General features: G+C 75.8%; 20 protein-coding genes. 3 read left to right on the top strand and 17 right to left on the bottom strand.

The genetic code is table 11. The annotated features are described in order from the left end of the window. Positions 1-6: 6 nt before the first annotated feature. The 14 genes from ccsB to QOZ88_RS01945 all read right to left on the bottom strand — a co-directional run bounded on the left by ccsB (position 7) and on the right by QOZ88_RS01945 (position 14,327). A complete protein-coding gene (gene ccsB / locus QOZ88_RS02010; protein ID WP_305998154.1) occupies positions 7-951 on the bottom strand; it encodes a c-type cytochrome biogenesis protein CcsB in 945 nt (314 codons plus the stop codon). Next, on the bottom strand, positions 944-2,563 hold the full coding sequence (gene resB / locus QOZ88_RS02005; RefSeq protein ID WP_305998153.1) for a cytochrome c biogenesis protein ResB: 1,620 nt from the start codon (positions 2,561-2,563) through the stop codon (positions 944-946). Before resB ends, ccsB begins: the two co-directional genes overlap by 8 nt. Continuing rightward, positions 2,560-3,384 (bottom strand): cytochrome c biogenesis CcdA family protein, encoded by an 825-nt coding sequence (locus tag QOZ88_RS02000; protein WP_305998152.1) that lies wholly within the window; start codon positions 3,382-3,384, stop codon positions 2,560-2,562. The genes resB and QOZ88_RS02000 overlap by 4 nt, the downstream gene beginning before the upstream one ends. A gap of 2 nt (positions 3,385-3,386) precedes the next feature. After that, entirely contained in the window at positions 3,387-3,959 is a 573-nt protein-coding gene (locus QOZ88_RS01995; RefSeq protein ID WP_305998151.1) for a TlpA family protein disulfide reductase, read from the bottom strand. Continuing rightward, the gene (locus QOZ88_RS01990) at positions 3,956-4,588 is read right to left on the bottom strand and encodes a histidine phosphatase family protein (protein ID WP_305998150.1); all 633 of its coding nucleotides are present in this window, start codon (positions 4,586-4,588) and stop codon (positions 3,956-3,958) included. Before QOZ88_RS01990 ends, QOZ88_RS01995 begins: the two co-directional genes overlap by 4 nt. Beyond that, on the bottom strand, positions 4,585-5,952 hold the full coding sequence (gene hemL, locus QOZ88_RS01985; RefSeq protein ID WP_305998149.1) for a glutamate-1-semialdehyde 2,1-aminomutase: 1,368 nt from the start codon (positions 5,950-5,952) through the stop codon (positions 4,585-4,587). Before hemL ends, QOZ88_RS01990 begins: the two co-directional genes overlap by 4 nt. Further along, on the bottom strand, positions 5,949-6,428 hold the full coding sequence (locus QOZ88_RS01980) for a hypothetical protein (RefSeq protein ID WP_305998148.1): 480 nt from the start codon (positions 6,426-6,428) through the stop codon (positions 5,949-5,951). Before QOZ88_RS01980 ends, hemL begins: the two co-directional genes overlap by 4 nt. Positions 6,429-6,447: 19 nt before the next feature. After that, the gene (gene hemB / locus QOZ88_RS01975; RefSeq protein ID WP_305998147.1) at positions 6,448-7,497 is read right to left on the bottom strand and encodes a porphobilinogen synthase; all 1,050 of its coding nucleotides are present in this window, start codon (positions 7,495-7,497) and stop codon (positions 6,448-6,450) included. Further along, positions 7,494-9,038, bottom strand: a complete 1,545-nt coding sequence (locus tag QOZ88_RS01970; RefSeq protein WP_305998146.1) for a uroporphyrinogen-III synthase — start codon at positions 9,036-9,038, stop codon at positions 7,494-7,496. Before QOZ88_RS01970 ends, hemB begins: the two co-directional genes overlap by 4 nt. Positions 9,039-9,129: 91 nt before the next feature. Continuing rightward, complete coding sequence (hemC, locus tag QOZ88_RS01965; protein ID WP_305998145.1) at positions 9,130-10,116, bottom strand: hydroxymethylbilane synthase; 987 nt, start codon at positions 10,114-10,116, stop codon at positions 9,130-9,132. Next, a complete protein-coding gene (gene hemA / locus QOZ88_RS01960) occupies positions 10,113-11,573 on the bottom strand; it encodes a glutamyl-tRNA reductase (RefSeq protein ID WP_305998144.1) in 1,461 nt (486 codons plus the stop codon). Before hemA ends, hemC begins: the two co-directional genes overlap by 4 nt. Beyond that, on the bottom strand, positions 11,570-12,229 hold the full coding sequence (locus tag QOZ88_RS01955) for a redox-sensing transcriptional repressor Rex (RefSeq protein ID WP_305998143.1): 660 nt from the start codon (positions 12,227-12,229) through the stop codon (positions 11,570-11,572). The genes hemA and QOZ88_RS01955 overlap by 4 nt, the downstream gene beginning before the upstream one ends. A gap of 249 nt (positions 12,230-12,478) precedes the next feature. After that, positions 12,479-12,736: a glutaredoxin family protein gene (locus QOZ88_RS01950; RefSeq protein WP_305998142.1), complete on the bottom strand. Its 258-nt coding sequence runs from the start codon at positions 12,734-12,736 to the stop codon at positions 12,479-12,481. Continuing rightward, complete coding sequence (locus QOZ88_RS01945; protein ID WP_406568200.1) at positions 12,729-14,327, bottom strand: AMP-binding protein; 1,599 nt, start codon at positions 14,325-14,327, stop codon at positions 12,729-12,731. Before QOZ88_RS01945 ends, QOZ88_RS01950 begins: the two co-directional genes overlap by 8 nt. A 172-nt stretch (positions 14,328-14,499) precedes the next feature. On the opposite strand from QOZ88_RS01945, the gene QOZ88_RS01940 reads away from it, so the two are divergent. The 3 genes from QOZ88_RS01940 (at position 14,500) to QOZ88_RS01930 (ending at position 17,602) form a co-directional block, all read left to right on the top strand. Beyond that, on the top strand, positions 14,500-15,240 hold the full coding sequence (locus QOZ88_RS01940; protein WP_305998140.1) for a sigma-70 family RNA polymerase sigma factor: 741 nt from the start codon (positions 14,500-14,502) through the stop codon (positions 15,238-15,240). Positions 15,241-15,352: 112 nt separating this feature from the next. Beyond that, complete coding sequence (locus QOZ88_RS01935) at positions 15,353-16,498, top strand: DUF5667 domain-containing protein (RefSeq protein WP_305998139.1); 1,146 nt, start codon at positions 15,353-15,355, stop codon at positions 16,496-16,498. A gap of 111 nt (positions 16,499-16,609) precedes the next feature. Then, entirely contained in the window at positions 16,610-17,602 is a 993-nt protein-coding gene (locus QOZ88_RS01930) for an HAD family hydrolase (protein WP_305998138.1), read from the top strand. Here QOZ88_RS01930 and QOZ88_RS01925 read toward each other — a convergent pair. Genes QOZ88_RS01925 through QOZ88_RS01915 form a run of 3 tightly spaced genes read right to left on the bottom strand, consistent with a single transcriptional unit; the run spans position 17,560 to position 19,682 of the window. Continuing rightward, positions 17,560-18,474, bottom strand: a complete 915-nt coding sequence (locus QOZ88_RS01925; protein WP_305998137.1) for a lysophospholipid acyltransferase family protein — start codon at positions 18,472-18,474, stop codon at positions 17,560-17,562. The genes QOZ88_RS01930 and QOZ88_RS01925 overlap by 43 nt on opposite strands. Next, complete coding sequence (locus QOZ88_RS01920) at positions 18,467-19,573, bottom strand: NAD-dependent epimerase/dehydratase family protein (protein WP_091931053.1); 1,107 nt, start codon at positions 19,571-19,573, stop codon at positions 18,467-18,469. The genes QOZ88_RS01925 and QOZ88_RS01920 overlap by 8 nt, the downstream gene beginning before the upstream one ends. Positions 19,574-19,583: 10 nt before the next feature. Continuing rightward, positions 19,584-19,682, bottom strand: coding sequence for a 30S ribosomal protein bS22 (locus QOZ88_RS01915; RefSeq protein ID WP_012854759.1), 99 nt, complete (start codon positions 19,680-19,682; stop codon positions 19,584-19,586). Between the last annotated feature and the right edge of the window lie 108 nt (positions 19,683-19,790).

Below are 19,790 nucleotides of genomic sequence, written 5' to 3'. Positions count from 1 at the left end.
AGGGCGTCACTCCACCCCGGCGTAGCTGTGCAGCCCGCTGGAGACGAGGTTGACGAACGTCAGGTTGAAGATCATGACGGCGAGGCCGACCACGTTGACCCACGCCGCCGTGCGCCCCCGCCACCCGGGCGTCGTCCGGGCGTGCAGGTAGGCCGCGTAGACGAACCAGGCGACGAACGACCAGGTCTCCTTCGGGTCCCAGCCCCAGAACCGGCCCCAGGCCGCCTCGGCCCAGATGGCGCCGGCGATGACGGCGAACGTCCAGATGGGGAAGCCGAGCACCACGGTCCGGTGCGCGACGCGGTCGAGCGTGGCGGCCGCGGGCAGCCGGGAGACGACGCCGCCCCCCTCGTCCGCACCCGGGCGGGCCTTCACCAGGTACAGGACGCTGGCGATGCCGCTGACCATGAAGATGCCGAAGCCGAGGATGGCCGCGGTGACGTGGATGGCCAGCCACGCCGACCGCAGCGCGGCGACCACCGGCGCGGCCTCGGTGTAGAGGCCCAGCCCGATGGCCACCAGCGACAGCACGACCGGCCCCAGCACGAAGACGCCGATGTGCCGCAGGTTGGGCGTGCGCACCGCGAGCACCACGTACGCCACCACCGCGACCAGCACGACCGCCGTGGCGAACTCGTACATGTTTCCCCACGGCAGCCGGTCGGTCGCCATGCCGCGGGTGACCAGGATGCCGGTGTGGGTGAGCGCGCCCAGGACGGTGAGCCCGATCGCGGCCAGCCCCCACCGGTTGCCCCGCGGGGTCTCGGCGGTCGGGGCCTGCTCGGGGGCGGCGCCGGTCGCGCCGGCCCCCACGGCGGCCAGCTCGCGGCTGCGCACCACCCGCCGGCCGAAGGCCAGCTGCGCGCAGAAGGCGAGCAGCGCGACGGAGTAGAGCGCGACGCTCACGGAGAACAGGCTGTCCGACAGCTCGGCCAGCGAGGAGTCAGTCACGCGGGGGGACCTCCGGATCGGGTGCGGTGCGGGCGGGCGGGGCCGCGGCCAGCGCGTCCCGCAGGTCGTCGGACAGGGCGTCGAACCGGGACCCGCTCTCGCCACCGCCGCGCGTCAGCGACGCCAGCGTGAGCACGGTACCGCCGCCCCCGGCGGAGGGCTCGACCCGGGCGAACACCCGCTCGCGGCGGAGCAGCAGCATGCCGAGCAGCCCGCCGAGGAGCGCGATCGCGGCGCCCAGGACCCAGAGCTGGCCCGGGTCGTGCGAGTACTGCAGGGCGGCGAACTCCTTGACCCCGCTGAAGGTGATGCGGGTGCCGTCGGGCAGGTCGAACGACTCCCCCACCGACAGGTTCGCCGAGCCGACCTCGGTCAGCCGGCCGCGTTCGATCTGGCTCTGGTCGAGCGAGTACACCGACTGCGGCAGCCCCGAGTCCAGGCCGAGGTAGCCGGAGTACGCGATCACCGCCACCTGCGGGGCCAGCGGCCGCGGGTCGACCGACGTCAGGACGCCGCCCTGCACGAGCCCCGTCGGGGCGAAGAAGCCCTCCAGCGCCAGCTGCTCCTCCCGCCCCGGGATGTCGGGCAGCTTGAGCGCGCCCTCGCTGGCCAGCGTCTGCAGGTCGCTGGGCAGGAACGGCACGGTCAGGTCGGTGAACGTCGTCCCGTCCGGGACGGTGACGGTGAACGTCGGGCTGAAGCCGTGGCCGGTCACGTAGACGCGGTCGCCGTCGAGACGCAGCGGGTCGTTCACGCCGATGGTGCGGGAGCGCTCCTCGCCGGCCGGGGCGCCGTAGCGGATGTCGGCGGTGAACGAGGCGGCGGTGAGGTTCTCCTCGTACTCGGCGGTGAACTGGTCGAGGTCGACGCAGAGCGGGTTGAGGTCGCCGCTGTCGACCAGCGGACCGGCGGAGTAGGTGTCGTACTGCTGGAACGAGTTGCAGAACCCCTGCCCCTCGGTGACCAGGATGCTGCCCTCGTAGCCCCACAGCTTCCCGCCGGCCAGACCGAGCAGGAGGGCGAGCAGGGAGAGGTGGAAGACCAGGTTGCCGGTCTCCTTGAGGTAGCCCTTCTCGGCCGAGAGCTCCGGCCCCCGCGCACCCTCGCGGCGGACGACGCGGAACCGGCGCACCCGCAGCTCCTCCTCGACGACGTCGAGCGCGGCGCCGGGGGCGGCCGGCGCGGCGAGGCGGCCGGAGTCGGGCAGTCGGAGCAGGTTCCGCGGGGCCGGCGGCGGCGGGGTGCGCAGCGCGCGGGCGTGCTCGGCGGCGCGCGGCACGACGCAGCCGATCAGCGAGACGAACAGCAGCAGGTAGACCGCGGCGAACCACGGTGAGCTGAAGACGTCGAACAGGTAGAGCCGGTCGAGCACCGGGGCGAGCTCGGGGTGGTCGGCGAAGTACTGGTTGACGTTGTTCTGCGACAACGCGCGCTGCGGCAGCAGCGAGCCGGGCACGGCCGCCAGCGCCAGGAGGAACAGCAGCACGATCGCGGTGCGCATCGCGGTGAGCCGCCGCCACCAGCGCAGCAGCAGACCGCCCAGCCGCCGACCCGCCGAGGGCCCGGGGGGCGGGGCGGGTGCGGCCGGGCGCGGGGGTGCCTCGACGCTCACAGGGCCGAGTCCCCGAAGCCGGTGGCCGCCAGCCACGAGCGCAGCCAGCCCATCATCTCGGTCCACGCGCCGGTGAGCAGCAGCAGGCCGATGAGCACCAGGACGGCGCCGCCGAAGCGGGTGACCGCACGGGCGTGCCGGCGCAGGAACGAGGTGGCGCCGACGGCCCAGCGGGCGCCGAGCGCGACCAGCAGGAAGGGCACGCCCAGACCCAGGCAGTAGGCGACACCCAGCAGCGCGCCGCGCCCTGCGGTGGCCTCGGAGACGGCCAGCGAGTAGACCGCGCCGAGCGTCGGTCCCAGGCACGGCGTCCAGCCCAGACCGAAGACGATCCCGAGCAGCGGGGCACCGGCGAGCCCGGCGACCGGCCGGGCGGTGAAGCGCTTGGTGCGCTGCAGCAGCGGCAGCCAGCCGAGGAAGCCCAGCCCGACGACGACCGTGATCGCCCCGAAGACCCGGTTGAGGGTGTCGGCGTGCTCCACCAGGAGGCGGCCCAGCCCGCCGAACGCGGCGCCGAAGGCCACGAAGACGAGGGTGAACCCGAGCACGAACAGCAGCGCGCCGAGCACCATCCGGCCCCCCGGCGCGCGCTCGTCCACCGTCGCCCGCACCGCCGTCGCCGTCCCACCGCCGGCGGGCGCGGGTGCGCCGGCCGCCGTCCGCGTGCCGCTGCCGACCAGCCCGGTGACGTAGGAGAGGTAGCCGGGCACCAGCGGCAGCACGCAGGGCGAGGCGAAGCTGATCAGCCCCACGAGCGCGGCGATGCCCGCGGCCACGAGCAGCGGCCCGTCGGTGACCAGGCCGGCGAAGGTCTCCCCCACGGTCAGGCTCCTTCCGCCAGCACCTGGTCCAGCACCGTCCGCAGGTCCTCCTGCTGCACGGCCGCGGTGTACACCGCGGCCACCCGCCCCTGCCGGTCCAGCACGATGGTGGACGGGATGGCGTTGGCCGGGTAGTCCCGGAACGCCAGGGCCACCTCGCCGCGCGGGTCGAACAGCGACGGGAAGGTGATCTCCTTGCCGTCGAGGAAGGCCTGCGCGAGCTGGCGGTCGTCCTTGACGTTGATGCCGAGGAACTCGACCCCCTCGGCCCCGACCTCGGCGTAGACCTCCTCGAACTCGGGGGTCTCCACCCGGCAGGGCGGGCACCAGGAGCCCCAGAAGTTGATCACCGCGATCTCGCCGTCGAGCGCCTCCGAGTCGAAGGCGCTCCCGTCGAGCAGCTCGCCGGCGAACCGCGGCGCGGCCTGCCGCTCGTCGGACGGGATCACCTCACCGGCCGGGGTGCCGGCCACGAAGCGGAACTCGCCGCCGTTGTTGACGTCGACGGCGTCGGAGCCCGTGCTGCACCCCGTGAGCAGGGCCGCCGCCAGGACGGCCGTGAGCACCCGCCTCATGCGCCCGGCACCGCGTCGGGATCGGTGGCGCCGGCCGGCTCGGCGTAGGAGACGCCCACGAACCGGTCGTCCTCGTAGGTCAGCGAGGTGACGCTGGCCAGCGAGCACTCCCGGCGGCGGGGGTCGTGGGCGAACCGGCGCCCCTCGACGTGCAGCCGGGTGGTCCAGATGGGCAGCTGGTGGCTGACCAGCACGGCCTCGTGGCCACGGGCGGCGTCGCGGGCGGCCTCGACGGCGGCGATCATGCGCGCGGCGATCTCGACGTACGGCTCGCCCCAGGAGGGCTGCACGGGGTTGCGCAGCTTCCACCAGTTGCGGGGCGCCCGGAAGACGCCGCCCCCGCGGCCGACGACCGTGCCCTCGAAGGCGTTGCCCGCCTCGATGATCCGCTCGTCGACGGCGACCTCCAGCCCGGTGGCCTCGGCCAGGGGCCCGATCGTCTGGCGGGCCCGCTCCAGCGGGCTGGACACCAGGTGGGCGACGTCCCGCCCGCGGAACCACTCCGCGGCCGCGACCGCCATGGCCTCGCCGGCCGCGGACAGCCGGTAGCCGGGCAGCCGGCCGTAGAGGACCCCCAGCGGGTTGTGCACCTCGCCGTGGCGCAAGAGGTGGACGACGGTGGTGGTCACGAGGAGCGCTCGCTGTCGATCGCACCGGTGCGGTGGGTGTCGGCCTCGGCGGCGGCGCGGGCCGCCGCGGGCAGGGCCTCGAGCACGCGGTCGAGGGCCTCGCCGTCGAGCTGCGCGTTGACGAACCACGCCTCGAACGCCGACGGCGGGAGGTACACCCCGCGGGCGAGCAGGGCGTGGAAGAAGGCGGTGTAGCGGGAGACGTCCTGGGTGCGGGCGTCGTCGTAGTCGCGCACCTGCCGCTCGTCGGGCACGAAGAAGATCGAGAACATGTTGCCGGCCTGCTGCACCCGGTGCGGCACGCCGGCGGCGAAGAGCGCCGCGCTGGCGGCGCCGCGCAGCACCGCGGAGACCTCGTCGCAGCGCGCGTAGACCTCGTCGGTGCAGTTCCGCAGCGTGGCCAGCCCCGCCGCGACCGCCACCGGGTTCCCCGAGAGCGTCCCGGCCTGGTAGACGGGCCCGCTGGGCGCGAGGTGGTCCATGAGGTCGGCCCGCCCGCCGAAGGCCGCCGCGGGCAGCCCGCCGCCCATGACCTTGCCGAAGGTGAACAGGTCGGCGTCCACCGGGTCCAGGCCGTACCAGCCCGACCGCGAGACGCGGAACCCGGTCATGACCTCGTCGAGGACCAGCAGCGCGCCGTGCGCGGCGGTGATCCGCCGCAGCTCGGCGTTGAAGCCGTCCAGCGGGGGCACGACGCCCATGTTGCCGGGGGCGGCCTCGCTGACGACCGCGGCGACCTGCGCCCCCCGCTCGGCGAAGACCGCCTCGACGGCGGCGACGTCGTTGTAGGGCAGCACGACCGTGTCGGCGGCGGCGCCGGTGGTGACGCCGGGGGTGTCGGGCAGCCCCAGCGTCGCCACCCCGGAACCGGCGGAGGCGAGCAGCGCGTCGACGTGCCCGTGGTAGTTGCCGGCGAACTTGACCAGGAGGGGGCGGCCGGTGGCGCCGCGGGCCAGCCGCACGGCCGAGAGCACCGCCTCGGTGCCGGAGTTGACCAGCCGGACCCGCTCGACCGGCGCCACGCGCGCGCGGATCTCCTCGGCGAGCTGCAGCTCGCCCTCGGTGGGGGCGCCGAAGGACAGGCCGCGGCGGGCGGCGGCGGTCACCGCCTCGACGACGGCGGGGTGCGCGTGGCCGAGGATCATCGGCCCCCACGAGCTGACCAGGTCGACGTAGCGCCGGCCGTCGGCGTCGGTGAGCCAGGGACCGGAGCCCTCGGCCATGAAGCGCGGCGTGCCACCGACGGCGCGGAAGGCGCGCACCGGGCTGTTCACCCCGCCCGGGGTGATCTCCTGACCGCGGGCGAAGAGGCCGGCCGAGACGGGGGCCTCGTAGGTGTAGGGCGGGTTGTCCAGCGAGGTCACGTCCCCAGTGTCCCCTCTGCGCCCGGCGACCGGTCGGAGGCATCGCGCACACTCCCGAGCAGGGCGGCCCGCAGCGCCGCGGGGTCGCGCGTCGGGACCAGCACCGTCCGGCCGTCGGCGAGCCGCAGCGGCAGCCCCGTGCGGCCACGCGGCAGCGACCAGCCCCCACCGAGCACCGGTGCACCGGCGTCCACCCCGGCGTCGGCCTCCCGCAGCGCGGTGGCGTCGACGTCGCGCAGCGGCACCTGCTCCCGGCCCACCGTCAGGCCGCCGGCGTCCACCCGCACCGTCCACACCCGGCGGGCGGACAGGCAGCCGATCGCGACCACGCCGGGCACCCCGACCAGGGTGAGCACCCAGACCAGCGGCGGGACGTCGGGCCCGGGCAGCAGCAGGTCCCAGGCGACGAAGAGCCCGAGGACCCCGGCGACCAGCCAGAACGGCCGCCAGGAGCCCCCGGGCTCGACGTACGTCACGTCCCCGACCACCCCCGGGTCAGCGGGTCAGCAGCCGCGCCGCCTCGACGGCCCAGTAGGTGAGCACCTGACCGGCGCCCGCGCGGCGGATGGCGACCAGCGTCTCGAGGATGGCCCGCTCGCGGTCCACCCAGCCGTTGGCGGCGGCCGCCTCGACCATCGCGTACTCGCCGCTGACCTGGTAGGCGCTCACCGGCACCTGCACGGCCTCGGCGACCCGCGCCACGATGTCCAGGTAGGGCAGCGCCGGCTTCACCATGACCGCGTCGGCGCCCTCGGCGAGGTCCTGCGCGACCTCGCGCAGCGCCTCGTCGGCGTTCGGCGGGTCCATCTGGTAGGTCGACCGGTCGCCGAACTGCGGAGCGCCCTCGGCGGCCTCGCGGAACGGGCCGTAGAAGCCGGAGGCGTACTTGGCCGCGTAGGCCAGGATCGGCACCTCGGTGAACGCGGCGCCGTCCAGCCCGGCGCGGATCGCCGCCACCTGGCCGTCCATCATCCCGCTGGGAGCGACCAGGTGGGCGCCGGCCCGGGCCTGCGCGATCGCGACGGCGGCGTACCGGTCCAGGGTCGGGTCGTTGTCGACGACGAACTCCCCGCCCTGCCCCCGGAGCCCACCCCTCGCGGGGGTGACGACGCCGCAGTGCCCGTGGTCGGTGTACTCGCACAGGCAGAGGTCGGCCATGAGCACCAGCTCGTCGCCGAGGTCGGCCCGCAGGTGCTGCAGCGCCACGTTGACCACGCCGTCGGCGGCGTCGGCCTGGGAGCCGACCGGGTCCTTGCCCGAGGGGATGCCGAAGAGCATCAGCCCGCCGACGCCGGCCTCGGCCGCCTCGTGCGCGGCCTTCCGCAGCGAGTCCTGGGTGTGCTGGACGACGCCGGGCATGGAGCCGATCGGCACCGGTGCGTCGATGCCCTCCTTGACGAAGACCGGCAGCACCAGGTCGGCCGGGGCCACCCGGATCTGCGCGGTCAGCCGCCGCAGCGCGGGCGTCGACCGCAGCCGGCGCCCGCGCGCGAAGCCCGGGTTGGCGCCCTGCGCCTGCCCCGCCCCGGCACCCCCGCCGATCACTTGCCCTCGCCGTCCTCCGCCTCGCGCAGCGACAGGGCGTACTCGGCCAGCGCGTCGACCAGCGGCGCGACGGCGGCGGTCTCGGGCTGCACGTCGACGCGGAGGCCGAACTCCTGGGCGCTCGCCGCCGTCGCCGGGCCGATCACCGCGACCACGGTCTTGGCGTGCGGCTTGCCGGCGATGCCGACCAGGTTGCGGACGGTGCTCGACGAGGTGAAGCAGACGGCGTCGAAGCCGCCGCCCTTGATCGCCTCGCGCACCGCGGCCGGCGGCGGGGCCGCCCGCACGGTCCGGTAGGCGGTGACGTCGTCGATCTCCCAGCCTCGCTCGACCAGCCCGGCCGCGAGGGTCTCGGTGGCGATGTCGGCGCGCGGCAGCAGCACCCGCTCGATCGGGTCGAGCACGTCGTCGTACTCGGGGAAGTCGGCCAGCAGGCCCTGGCTGGACTGCTCGCCGGTGGGCACCAGCTCCGGCTGGATGCCGAAGTCCCGCACCGCGTCGGCCGTCTGCTCGCCGACGCAGGCGACCTTCACGCCGGCGAAGGCGCGGGCGTCCAGGCCCAGCTCGACGAACTTCTCGCGCACGGCCTTCACCGCGTTCACCGAGGTGAAGACGATCCAGCCGTAGCGGCCGGTGACCAGGCCCTTGACGGCGCGGTCCATCTGCGCGGGGCTGCGCGGCGGCTCGACGGCGATCGTCGGCACCTCCACCGGCACCGCGCCGTACGCGCGCAGCCGGTCGCTCATCTCCCCGGCCTGGTCCTTGGTCCGCGGCACGAGCACCCGCCAGCCGAACAGCGGGCGGCTCTCCCACCAGGACAGCCGGCCGCGCTTGTCGACGGCGGTGCCGACGGTGGCCACCACCTGCCCGCTGAGCGGGTCCAGCCCGGCGGTCTTCTCCGCCACGGCCGACAGCTTGGTGACCAGGCTCTTCTGGCCGGTGCCGGAGCCGCCGGTGGTGACGACCACCGGGGTGCTGCCGGCGAGGCCGCCCTCCACCAGGCGCACGGCGGCGTCCGGGAGCTGGTCGGCGGTGCCCTGGAGCACCAGCGTGCCCCCGGCCGACGCGGCGGCACCGGCCAGCGCCGGGAGGTCCACGCCGCTGCGCAGGTCCGCGGTCACCGCGGTGCTGCCCAGCGCCACGCCCGCGAAGGCGGGGACGGCGGTGGCGGTGGCGACGCCCGGCACCACGTCGAAGGGCACGGAGGTGCGGCAGACGGCGAGCACCTCCTTGACGACGTCGTCGGAGGTGTAGGGGTCACCGGTCACCAGCCGGACGACGACGGCGCCGTTCTTGGCCGCCGCGACGGCGCCCTTGGCCACCTCCGCGGGCTCCCCGGACACCGGCGTGAGCTCGGTCCCCGGGTTGGCCGCGCGGACGGCGTCCTGGACGGCCGGGGCGACGTCGGGGTCGACGAGCACCACCGCCGCCTCGGCCAGCGCGGCGCTCGCGCGGGCGGTCAGCATGCCCGGGTCACCCGGGCCGGCGCCGACGAACACGACCCGGCCGGCCTGGCCTGCGGTCTTGCGCAAGCGCGTCATGACGTGCTCCTGATCCTGGCCCGACTCGGTCGGGCGTCTGGTATGGCCCGAGGCGTTCGGGCGTCTTCTGGGGTCTGGGTGGGGCGGGAGGTCACTCGCCGGCCGCCATGAGCGCGGCCGCGCCCCGGTCGAGCAGCTCGGCGGCGAGGGCCCGACCGAGCGACGCGGCGTCGGTCAGCGGGCCGGTGGCCGACCCGCGGACGGAGTCGCTGCCGTCCAGGGCCGTCACCGAGGCCCGGAGGAACAGCTCGGGGCCGCTCTCCCCCTCGGCGACCTCGGCGTACGCGGCGACCGGGGCGCTGCACCCGGCCTCGAGCGCGGCGAGGGTGGCGCGCTCGGCCACCACGCAGGCGCGCGTGGCGGGGTCCTCGAGCCGGCCCAGCAGCTCGCGGGTGCGGGCGTCGCTGGTGCGGCACTCCACCGCCAGCGCCCCCTGGGCCGGGGCCGGGAGCACCTGCAGCGGGTCGAGGGTCTCGGTGATCCGGTCCCTGCGGCCGATCCGGCTCAGGCCGGCCCGGGCGAGCACGACGGCGTCCAGGTCACCGGGGCCGCCGGGCGACCCGGCCACCCGGGCGAGCCGGCTGTCGACGTTGCCGCGGATCGGCACGATCTCCAGGCCGAGGCCGAGGGCGCGCAGCTGGGCGACGCGGCGCGGGGCGCCGGTGCCGATCCGCGAGCCGGGCGGCAGCTCGCCGAGGGTCAGCCCGTCGCGGGCCACCAGGGCGTCCCGCGGGTCCTCCCGCACCGGCACGGCGGCGAGGTTCAGCCCCGGCTCGGGCGCGGTGGGCAGGTCCTTGTAGCTGTGCACCGCCAGGTCGACCTCGCCGTCCAGCAGGGCGCGGCGGATCGCGGTCACGAACACGCCGGTGCCGCCCAGCTGGGCGATCGCCGCCGAGGACCGGTCGCCCTCGGTGCTGATCAGCACCAGCTCCACCGGCACGCCGGTGGCGGCGGTCAGGGCGTCGGCGACGGCGCGGGACTGGGTCCGGGCCAGCACGCTGGCCCGGGTGCCCAGCCGCAGCGGGGTCGCGGTGCCGGAGGCCGGGGACGCGGTGACCTGCACGTCCGTGGCGGTCATGCCGGGCCTCCCGGGCGGTCGGGGTCGACGGTGACGGCGTCGGCCAGCCGGCCGGCGCCGGGCGTGACGTCGGCGTCGATGCCCAGCCCGAACAGTGCCCGCAGCGCGCCGGCGTAGTCGGTGCCGCCCGGCGTGGCGGCCAGTTCCTTGACCCGCACGGTGGGCTCGTGCAGCAGCTTGTCGACGACGCGGCGCACGGTGCGGGCGATCTCCGCGCGGGCCCGGGCGTCCAGGTCGGGCAGCCGGCCGGCCAGGCGGAGCAGCTCGGCGTCGACGACCTCGGCGGCCTGGCTGCGCAGCGCGGAGACCGTGGGGCCCACCTCGGCGGCCTGCCGCTCGGCGCGCAGCAGCGCCGTCTCGGCTTCGATCATGGCGCGGGCGGTGCTGATGTCGTCGGCCGCCACCGGTCCGGCGGTGGTCACCCCGTCGCGCCGCTCGCCCTGCAGGAGCGTCCCACGATCTTCGCTCTGCAGGAGAGCTCCACGGTTCTCGCTCTGCAGGAGAGCTCCACGGTTCTCGCTCTGCAGGAGAGCTCCACGGTTCTCGCTCTGCAGGAGAGCCAGGTCGACGACGTGCACGCCGGGCAGCGCGGCCACGCCGGGGTCCACGTCGCGGGGCAGCGCGAGGTCGATGACCACCAGCGGCCGGTCGCCCCGACCGGTCATCGCCCCGGCGACGACGTCGGTGCCCACGACCAGCCCGGTCGAGCCGGTGCAGGTCACCAGCACGTCGGCGGCGGCGATCTCCTCGCCCATCCGGGCCAGCGGTGCGGCGCGGCCGTCCACGGCCTCGGCCAGCCGCTCGGCGGACGCCGGGGTGCGGCTGCTGACCACCACGTCGGCTCCGCGGCGGGCCAGCGTGGTGGCGGCGAGTGCACCCATGGAGCCGGCGCCGACGACGAGGACGGGACGACCGGCGAGGACGCCGATGCGGGCCTCGGCCCGGTCGAGGGCCACCGAGACCAGCGAGGCGCCGGCCCGGTCGATGCCGGTCTCGGAGTGCACCCGCTTGCCCACGCGCAATGCGCGCTGGGCGACCGGGTGCAGGGCGCGACCGACCGTGCCCTCCTCGCGGGCGAGGGCGTAGGCGGCGCGCAGCTGGCCGAGCACCTGGGTCTCCCCGACCACCATGGAATCCAGCCCGGCGGCCACGGTGAACAGGTGGGCCACCGCCTGGTCCTCGTAGTGCACGGTCACGTACGGGGAGAGCTCCTCCACCGTGGCGCCGGCCTGGCGGGCCAGCACCCGGCTGACGTCGGTGACGCCGCCGTGGAAGCGCTCGACCTCGGCGAACACCTCGACCCGGTTGCAGGTGGCCAGCACCAGGGCCTCGCTGACGTGGTCGCTGCCGACCAGTTCGTGCAGCGCCTTGACCCGCTCGTCGGGACCCATCGCGAACTGCTCCAGCAGCGCGACCGGTGCAGTCTGGTGGCTCACGCCCACGGCCAGGAGACTCATGCCGACGCCTCCCCCACGGGCACCCGCTGCTGGCCGAGGAAGGCCAGCACCTGCAGCTCCACGGAGAGGTCGACGTGGCGGACGTCGACGCCCGCGGGGGCCGACAGCGTCACCGGCGCGAAGTTCAAGATGCTCCTCACCCCGGCCGCGGCGAGCCGGTCGCAGACCTGCTGGGCGACGTCGGCCGGCGTCGCGATGACCCCGATGGAGGCCTGCGTGGCGGCGACGACCGCCTCCAGGTCGGCCACGTCCTGCACGGTCAGCCCGCCGATGCGCTGGCCGACGCGCTCGGGTGCGGCGTCGAGCAGGCCGACGAACTCGAAGCCCCGGCTGCCGAACCCCGCGTAGTCGGCGAGCGCCGAGCCGAGGTTGCCGAGGCCGACGAGCACGCAGGCGCGCGAGCGCTCGGCGCCGAGCACGCGGGCGATCCGCTCGCGCAGGGCACGCACGTCGTAGCCGACCCCGCGCACCCCGCAGGAGCCGAGGTGGGACAGGTCCTTGCGCAGCCCGGCGGGGTTCACCCCGGTGGCCGAGGCGAGGTCGCCGGAGGAGACGGTGGTCCGGCCGCCGTCGGCGAAGCTGGTCAGCACCCTCAGGTACACGGCCAGACGGGCGACGGTGGCCTCCGGGATCGACCGGGGCCGCGGCTGGATCACGGGCTCTCCACAGCGGTCGCGCCCGGGGGCCCGGCGGGCGCCGGGGGCGGGGCTACGACATCGGGGACGCGGGCGCTCGAAGCGCTCGCGTCCGCCACGGTAACCGCTTGTGAACGCAGGAACAAAGTCGCCGGGGCGGCGACGGGCCGCTGACCTGGACCGATCGGGCCACAGATGTGGTGGAGACCACGATAACCACCGGGCGGCCGCCACCCGGACGGGGGGTGCACCCCCGTGGCCCGCCGGCGCTCAGCCGGCGGTGCCCTCCGGCAGCCCGAGGTCCCGTCGCAGCCGGGGGACGTCGAGCGTGAAGTAGGAGTGCTCCCGGCCGTCGAGAAGCAGCACCGGCACCCGGTCGCCGTACTCGGCCTGCAGCTCCGGGTCGGCGTCGACGTCGACCTGGACCGGCTCCAGGCCGGCGCGCGCGGCGATCGGGGCCAGCTGCTCGGCCGCGGTCAGGCAGAGGTGGCAGCCCGCGCGCACCAGCAGCTGCAGCCGCTCAGCCACCGGCGCCCCCCGCGTCGGCGGGCGCCGTCGCCGCATCGTCCGTGCCGGGCAGGCCGAGCTCGCGGAGGCGGGCCCGGCTGACCTTGCCGGTGAGCGAGTGCGGCAGCGACGGGAGGAAGTGGACCGACGTGGGCACCTTGTACCGGGCCAGCGACCCCGCGGCGTGCGCCTGCAGCTCCTCCACCGCCAGCCGTCCCCCTGGCGCCGGGACGACGACGGCTCGCACCGCGGACCCGGTGCGCGCGTCGGGGACGCCGATGACCGCGCTCTCCAGCACCGCGGGGTGCTGGTCGAGCACGCGTTCCACCTCGGCCGGGTAGACGTTGAAACCGCTGACGAGGACGAGGTCGCTGCGCCGGTCCACCAGGTGCAGGTCCCCGTCGGCGTCGCGGTAGGCGAGGTCCCCGGTGCCGAGCCAGCCCTCGGCATCGGGCCCGTCGGCCCCGTCGGGCCAGTAGCCGGAGAACAGGTTGGGGCCGCGCACCCAGATCTCGCCAGGGCCCTCGTCGGCGCCGTCCTCGGCGTCCGCGGTGCCGGTGTCGTCGTCGCCCGGGAGCGGCGCCGCGGCCGCGGTGTCCCGGAGCGCCAGCTCCAGCCCCGGCACCGGGCCGCCGATGCAGGCGGGCTTGGCCCGGCCGGTGGCCAGGGTGCTGGCCACGACGGGCGCGGCCTCGGTGAGGCCGTAGCCCTCCCAGACGGTGACGGCGGCGCGCTCGCGCATCGCCGTCCACACCTCCTCGGGCAGCGGGGCGGCACCGGCGGAGGCGATGCGGACGGCGGCGAACCCGCGGCGGAGCTCGGCGTCGGGGTGGGCGGGGTCCTCGAGGTTGCCGGCGTCGGCCGCGGCCAGCCAAGCCTGGTACATCGGCGGGGCACCCGGCACGGCGGTGACCTGCTCCTCGGCCATGACCGCCAGCGACGCGCGGGGGTCGAAGCTCTCCTGGAGGACCGCGCAGGCCCCGGTGGCCGCGATCAGCCCGAAGCCGGCGTTGAGGCCGTACACGTGGAACAGCGGGAGCACGAGCAGCACACGGTCGTCGGGACGCACCGGCGGCGGCGTCATGGCCAGGCACTGCTCCTGGTTGGCGCGCAGCGCACCGGAGGTGAGCATCGCGCCCCGCGGACGGCCGGTGGTCCCGCTGGTGTAGCAGAGGAAGGCCAGCGCCGCGGGGTCGTCGGGCACCGCGGGCGCCGGCCCGTCCGCCTCGGGCGGCCCGGGGCAGACCGGCACGCCGGCGAGCGGGTCGCGCACGCCGGTGGCGACCAGCAGCGCGGCCCCGGAGTCGGTGAGCACGTGCTCGAGCTCCGGGTCGGTGTAGGCGGTGTTCACCGGGACGACGACGAGACCGGCACGCAGCCCGCCCAGCACCGCCCGCAGCCAGTCCACCCCGTTGGGCAGCTGGACGGCGACCCGGTCCCCCGCGCTCAACCCGCGGTCGGCGTACCCCGCCGCGACCCGCTCCGCGGCCGCGTCCAGCTCACCCCAGCTGAGCCGCCGGTCCCCGGCCACCACGGCGGGGGCGTCGGGGTCGCGCTGCGCGGCGGCGCGGACCAGCGCGGCCAGCGAGGTGCCTGCCTCGGGCACTGACATCTCCTGTCGTCGGAGCGGCGCGCAACCCGGCCCGCCGCGCGCCCGGGGGCGCGCGGGGGCAGGCTGCCGTGGACGGGCACGGGCGATGTTGTCACCATGGGGCACGCGCCGCAGCCCGCGCGCGCCCTCCGGCGCGCCCGGTGAACGAGGACGGTCCAGGCAGAGCGGGCCGATGAGGAGGTCGAACGCCCGCATGCACCCCCTGGACGCCGAGCGGTCGGCCGGCGCCGGATCCCACCCGCGTCCGACACCGTTCCCCCGCGCGAGCGCCGAGGCCCTGCCCGCGCCTGCTCCCGGACCCGCCGAGCTGCCCACCGAGGTCGTCGCGGAGCTCGCCGCCGCGGACCCCGGGCCCGTAGCGGCCGGCGACGTCGACGTCTGGGAGCTGGTGCGCCGCACCCAGGCGGGGGACGCCGATGCGTTCGGCCGGCTCTACGACCACTACGTCGCGCTGGTGCACCGGTACGCCTACCACCGGGTCGGGGACCGGGCGACGGCCGAGGACGTCACCAGCGAGACCTTCGTCCGCGCGCTGCGGCGGATCGACTCGCTGTCGTTCCAGGGCCGCGACGTCGGCGCCTGGCTGGTGACGATCGCCCGCAACATCATCCGCGACCAGGTGAAGAGCAGCCGCTTCCGGCTGGAGGTCAGCACCGCCGACATGCGCGACGCGGACCGGGCCACGGACGGCCCCGAGGACGCGGTGCTGCAGCACCTGACGAACGAGCAGCTGCTCGCCTGCGTGCGGCAGCTGGGGAGCGAGCAGCAGGAGTGCATCGTGCTGCGCTTCCTGCACGGTCTGTCCGTCTCCGAGACTGCCGAGATCATGGGCAAGAAGGACGGCGCGATCAAGGCGCTGCAGCACCGGGCGGTCCGGCGGTTGGCGAGCCTGCTCCCCGAGGGGCTGCGGTGACCCCCGCTCCGCGACCGGCCGTAACCGGCGGGTCCGCCCCGTCGTTGGGCAGGGCGCGGCGGACGGCCGCCGGGAGCAGGACGTGCGCCCAGGCGAGGACGGGAGGTGACGGGTGATCCGGCCCGAGGACGGCTCGACCCTGACCGGCCCCGACACCGGGACCGCGGTCGTCGCACGCCTCGAGGCCCTCGGCGACCGGCTCGACACCGGCCCCGACCCCCAGTACCGGTCCCGCGCCCGCGCGCGGCTGGTGGCGATGGCCGCCGTCCGCACCCCGGAGCCGGCCCCACGCCCCCTGCACCGCCGGCTGCTCGCCGGGCGGGCCGTGGACCGGCCACCCTCCCGGTGGCGGGGACGGATCACCGCCGGGCTCGCCGGGGCGGCGGTCGGCGTGACCGGTCTGGCCGCCCTGGTCGCCGTGGCGGCCGGCGCGCAGCCGGGCGATCCTCTCTACGACCTCAAGCGCGGCACCGAGCAGACGCAGCTGGCGCTGGCCGGCGACAGCCGCGGCCAGACCCTCCTGGAGCTGGCCGGCACCCGGCTGGAGGAGCTGGCCCTCCTCATCGGCACCGGTGAGCCGGCGCTGGTGAAGCACACCCTGCTGACCATGGACGAGCACACCACCCAGGGGGCCGGCTGGCTCACCGGGCAGGCCGTGCAGTCCCGCGACGCCGCGCCGCTGGACTCCCTGTCCCGCTGGACCGCCGAACAGTCGGGCGGGCTCGCGGTCCTGGCCGACGACGTGCCGGCGAGCGCCGCGCCGGCCTACGGGCGCTCCACCGACCTGCTGCGCGCCCTGGCCACCCGGGTCGAGGCGCTCCGCGGGGCGCTGCAGTGCCCGGCGGGCCCGGCCGTGGTGGGGGACGACGTCCTGGGCCCCGTGCCCGGCTCCTGCCTCACCGACACCCCGGCGGCCGTCGTCGAGGAGCCCCCTGGCGCGGTCCCGCCCGGGGCCGGCCCGGCCACCGGCGTCCCGCCGTCGGCCGGCCCGTCCGCACCCGCGGTCCCGTCCGCACCCCCCGCTCCCGCCGGCACCCCGGGGGACGAGCCCCGGACACCCCGGCACGACGCGCCCACGAGCAGCGCGACGCCCACGCCGAGCGGCCTCCCCCGGCCGACGCTGCCCACCCTGCCGCGGCCCCCGGTGCCCAGCACCGGCAGCATGCCGCGGACGCCACCCGCGCCGGTGGTCGCCGTCCCGCTGCCCGGCCCCCTGGACGTCTGCCTGCCTCCGCTGATCACCGTCGGCGAGTGCTGACCAGGGCCTGACCCCGGCCACGGCCCCGGCTAGGGTCGCAGCAGCGGTGCCGGGGACGACGTCAGGCCCGGCCCCGGGGTCCTGGGACCGGATCGAGTGAGGGAGGTCGCCGTGCCGCGACTGTCGGTGCGCGGTCGCCGTGCCGCGCAGACCGCCGGGGAGATCCGCGCCCACGTCGCCGGCGCCGCGTCGGCGGCGGCCGCGGAGGTCGCGAGCCCCCCGGCCGTCGAACCCGACCTCACGGCTGCGGCGTTCTTCGACGTCGACAACACCATGATGATGGGCGCGTCGCTGTTCTGGTTCGCCCGTGGGCTGGCGGCCCGCAAGTACTTCTCCAGCCGCGACCTCGCCCGCTTCGTCTGGCAGCAGGCCAAGTTCCGCATCGCCGGCAACGAGAGCGCCGACGACATGCTCACCATCCGCGAGAACGCGCTGGCCTTCGTCGCCGGCCGCGAGGTCTCCGAGATCCAGCAGGCCGGCGAGGAGATCTACGACGAGCTGATGGCCGACCGCATCTGGTCGGGCACGCGCGTGCTCGCGCAGCAGCACCTCGACGCCGGCCAGCGGGTGTGGCTGGTCACGGCCACGCCGATCGAGCTGGCGTCGATCATCGCGCAGCGGCTGGGCCTGACCGGGGCGCTGGGCACCGTCTCCGAGATCGTCGACGGGCGGTACACCGGCCGTCTCGTCGGCGAGCTGATGCACGGGCCGGCGAAGGCGGAGGCCGTCCTCGCGCTCGCCGAGCGGGAAGGCCTGGACCTGACCCGGTGCACCGCCTACAGCGACTCGGCCAACGACCTGCCGATGCTCTCGCTGACCGGCACCGCCGTCGCGGTCAACCCGGACACCGAGCTGCGCGCGGAGGCGCGCGCCTTGGGCTGGCCGATCCGCGACTTCCGCACCGGCCGGAAGGCGGCGAAGATCGGCGTCCCCACGGTGGCCGCGGCCGCGCTCTCGGGCGGGCTCGTGGGCGGCGCGCTGGCGCTGCGCCGGCGCAACAAGCTGCCCTGGTGGGCCGCACAGCCACCGGCCCCGGTCGCCGGGCCGCGGCCGACGCTGCTTCAGGCGCCGAAGACGCTCTTGCGGCGCAGCAGCAGCTGGTAGAGCGAGTGCTGGATGGTCTCGCGCACCTGATCGGTGAGGTTGAAGACCAGCATGGGGTCCTCGGCGGCGGCCGGGCCGTAGGACGCCGTCTCGATCGGCGCGCCGAAGGCGATCAGCCACTTCGACGGCAGCGGAACCAGGCCGAGCGGGCCCAGCAGCGGGAACGTCGGCGTGACCGGGAAGTACGGCAGCCCGAGCAGCCGCGCGGCGGTGCGCGCGTTGCCGATCATCGGGTAGATCTCCTCGGCGCCCACGATCGCGCAGGGGATGATCGGCGCCCCGGTGCGCAGGGCCGCGGAGACGAAGCCGCCCCGGCCGAAGCGCTGCAGCGTGTACCGCTCGCGGAACGGCTTGCCGATGCCCTTGAAGCCCTCGGGGAAGACGCCCACCAGCTCGCCGTCGGTCAGCAGCCGCTCGGCGTCCTCGTTGCACGCGAGGGTGGCGCCGAACTTGCGGGCCAGCGCGCCGACCCCGGGCAGCTCGAAGACCAGGTCGGCGCCGAGCAGCCGGAACCGGCGGCCCGCCGGGTGCTCGTCGTGCAGCGCCACCGTGGTCATCAGCGCGTCGATGGGAAGCGTCCCTGAGTGGTTGGCCACCACCAGCGCCCCGCTGTCGGAGGGGACGTTCTCCAGGCCGAACGTCTCGACGCGGAACCAGGAGCGGAACAGCGGGCGCAGCACGGGCAGCAGCACGTGGTCGGCCAGGTCGGGGTCGAAGCCGAACTCGTCGGTCTCGTACTCGCCGGTCAGCCGGCGCTGCAGGAAGTCGACGCCGCCGGCCAGCTGCTCCTCCCAGCCCGGCGGCGTGGGCGGCGCGGCCACGCGGGGTTCGTCGTCCTCGGGGCGCAGCCGGATGACCCGGGCCTCAGGCATCGCGCACCGCCCGCAGCGCCGGGGACGGCGGGGCCGGCCGGAACCGGTGCTCCACGGCCGAGGCGGTGTCGCCGATCCGGCCCAGCACCGACCGCAGCCCACCGCCCACCGTCCGGACGGCGGCCGGGTCGAGGACCGGCGGCACGGTGGTCGCGTAGTCGGCCAGCGCGGCCGCGGTGGTGTAGCGCGGGGTGTAGCCGAAGTCGCGGCGCAGCACCGTCGTGTCGACCACGCGGCCGAAGTTCAGGAAGCGCATCTGCTCCGGGGAGTAGTCGACGAAGCCGAACCGGCGCGACAGCCGGCCGACCGAGCCCAGGGCGGGCGTGGGCAGCGGCAGCTCGATGCGACCCAGCCGGCGGATGGCCTGCGACAGCAGGAGAGTGCCCTCGCCGCCCACGTTCACGGTGCCGGCGAAGTCGCCGGTGGTCGCCCGCGTCAGCACCGCGAGCGCATCGTCCTCGTGCAGCAGCTGCACCCGGGCGTCGTAGCCCAGGGCCGTCGGCACCAGCGGCATGCGCAGGAAGCCGGTCAGCAGCGAGTCGATGCGCGGGCCGATGAAATTGGTGAACCGGAGCACGGCCACGTCGACGTCGGGCCGGCGGCGGCCGAAGGAGCGCACGTAGCCCTCGATGTCGACGCTGTCCCGGGCGAAGCCGCCGGAGGGCACCTGCCGCGCCTGCATGGCCTCGGTGAAGACGGCGGGGTCTCGTGACGAGGCGCCGTAGACGGCGCTGGTCGACTTCAGCACGAAACGGCGCACCGACGACGCCCGCTGGCAGGCCGCCAGCAGCTGCATGGTGCCGATGACGTTGAGCTCCTTCATCGGCACCCGCCCGCCGGAGCCGGCCGGCGTGGAGCTGATGTTCATGTGCACGACGGTGTCGACCGACGCCGCGGCGATGACCTTGCCGATCAACGGGTTGCGGATGTCGGCCCGGACGAACTCGGTGCGACCCAACCGGCGCAGCATGGCCGGCGACGGGGGGACCGTGTCCACACCGATGACCCGCTGGATGCGCGGGTCGGAGGCGAGCTCGGCCGCCAGCGCGCCACCCAGCCACCGGCTCACACCGGTGACGAGGACGACCGCAGGCGGCACGAGCCTCAGCTCACTTCTTGTTGCGGCGCTGGACGCGCGTCTTCTTCAGCAGCTTGCGGTGCTTCTTCTTCGCCATCCGCTTGCGCCGCTTCTTGATGACCGAACCCACGTGTGCTCTCCCGACTTCGCGAAATGATCAGCTCGAACGCGGCCGCAGGAGCCTGCCCTGCCGTCGCCCGGCGACCGAGCGTACCCGAGCCACCCCGCGGCGATGCTC

Origin of the sequence: Blastococcus carthaginiensis (assembly GCF_030731085.1) — a bacterium.
Taxonomy (GTDB): domain Bacteria; phylum Actinomycetota; class Actinomycetes; order Mycobacteriales; family Geodermatophilaceae; genus Blastococcus; species Blastococcus carthaginiensis.
Note: the sequence above shows the minus strand (reverse complement) of the source record. Positions and strands in the feature narration are given on the sequence as shown.

Bases quoted from the DNA above. Each gene is read 5' to 3' on its own strand.
- hemC (WP_305998145.1), bottom strand. From the start codon at position 10,116: ATGACCGCCACGGACGTGCAGGTCACCGCGTCCCCGGCCTCCGGCACC.
- QOZ88_RS01970 (WP_305998146.1), bottom strand. From the start codon at position 9,038: ATGACGCGCTTGCGCAAGACCGCAGGCCAGGCCGGCCGGGTCGTGTTC.
- QOZ88_RS01940 (WP_305998140.1), top strand. From the start codon at position 14,500: ATGAGGAGGTCGAACGCCCGCATGCACCCCCTGGACGCCGAGCGGTCG.
- QOZ88_RS01925 (WP_305998137.1), bottom strand. From the start codon at position 18,474: ATGCCTGAGGCCCGGGTCATCCGGCTGCGCCCCGAGGACGACGAACCC.
- hemA (WP_305998144.1), bottom strand. From the start codon at position 11,573: ATGAGTCTCCTGGCCGTGGGCGTGAGCCACCAGACTGCACCGGTCGCG.
- QOZ88_RS01945 (WP_406568200.1), bottom strand. From the start codon at position 14,327: ATGTCAGTGCCCGAGGCAGGCACCTCGCTGGCCGCGCTGGTCCGCGCC.
- QOZ88_RS01995 (WP_305998151.1), bottom strand. From the start codon at position 3,959: ATGAGGCGGGTGCTCACGGCCGTCCTGGCGGCGGCCCTGCTCACGGGG.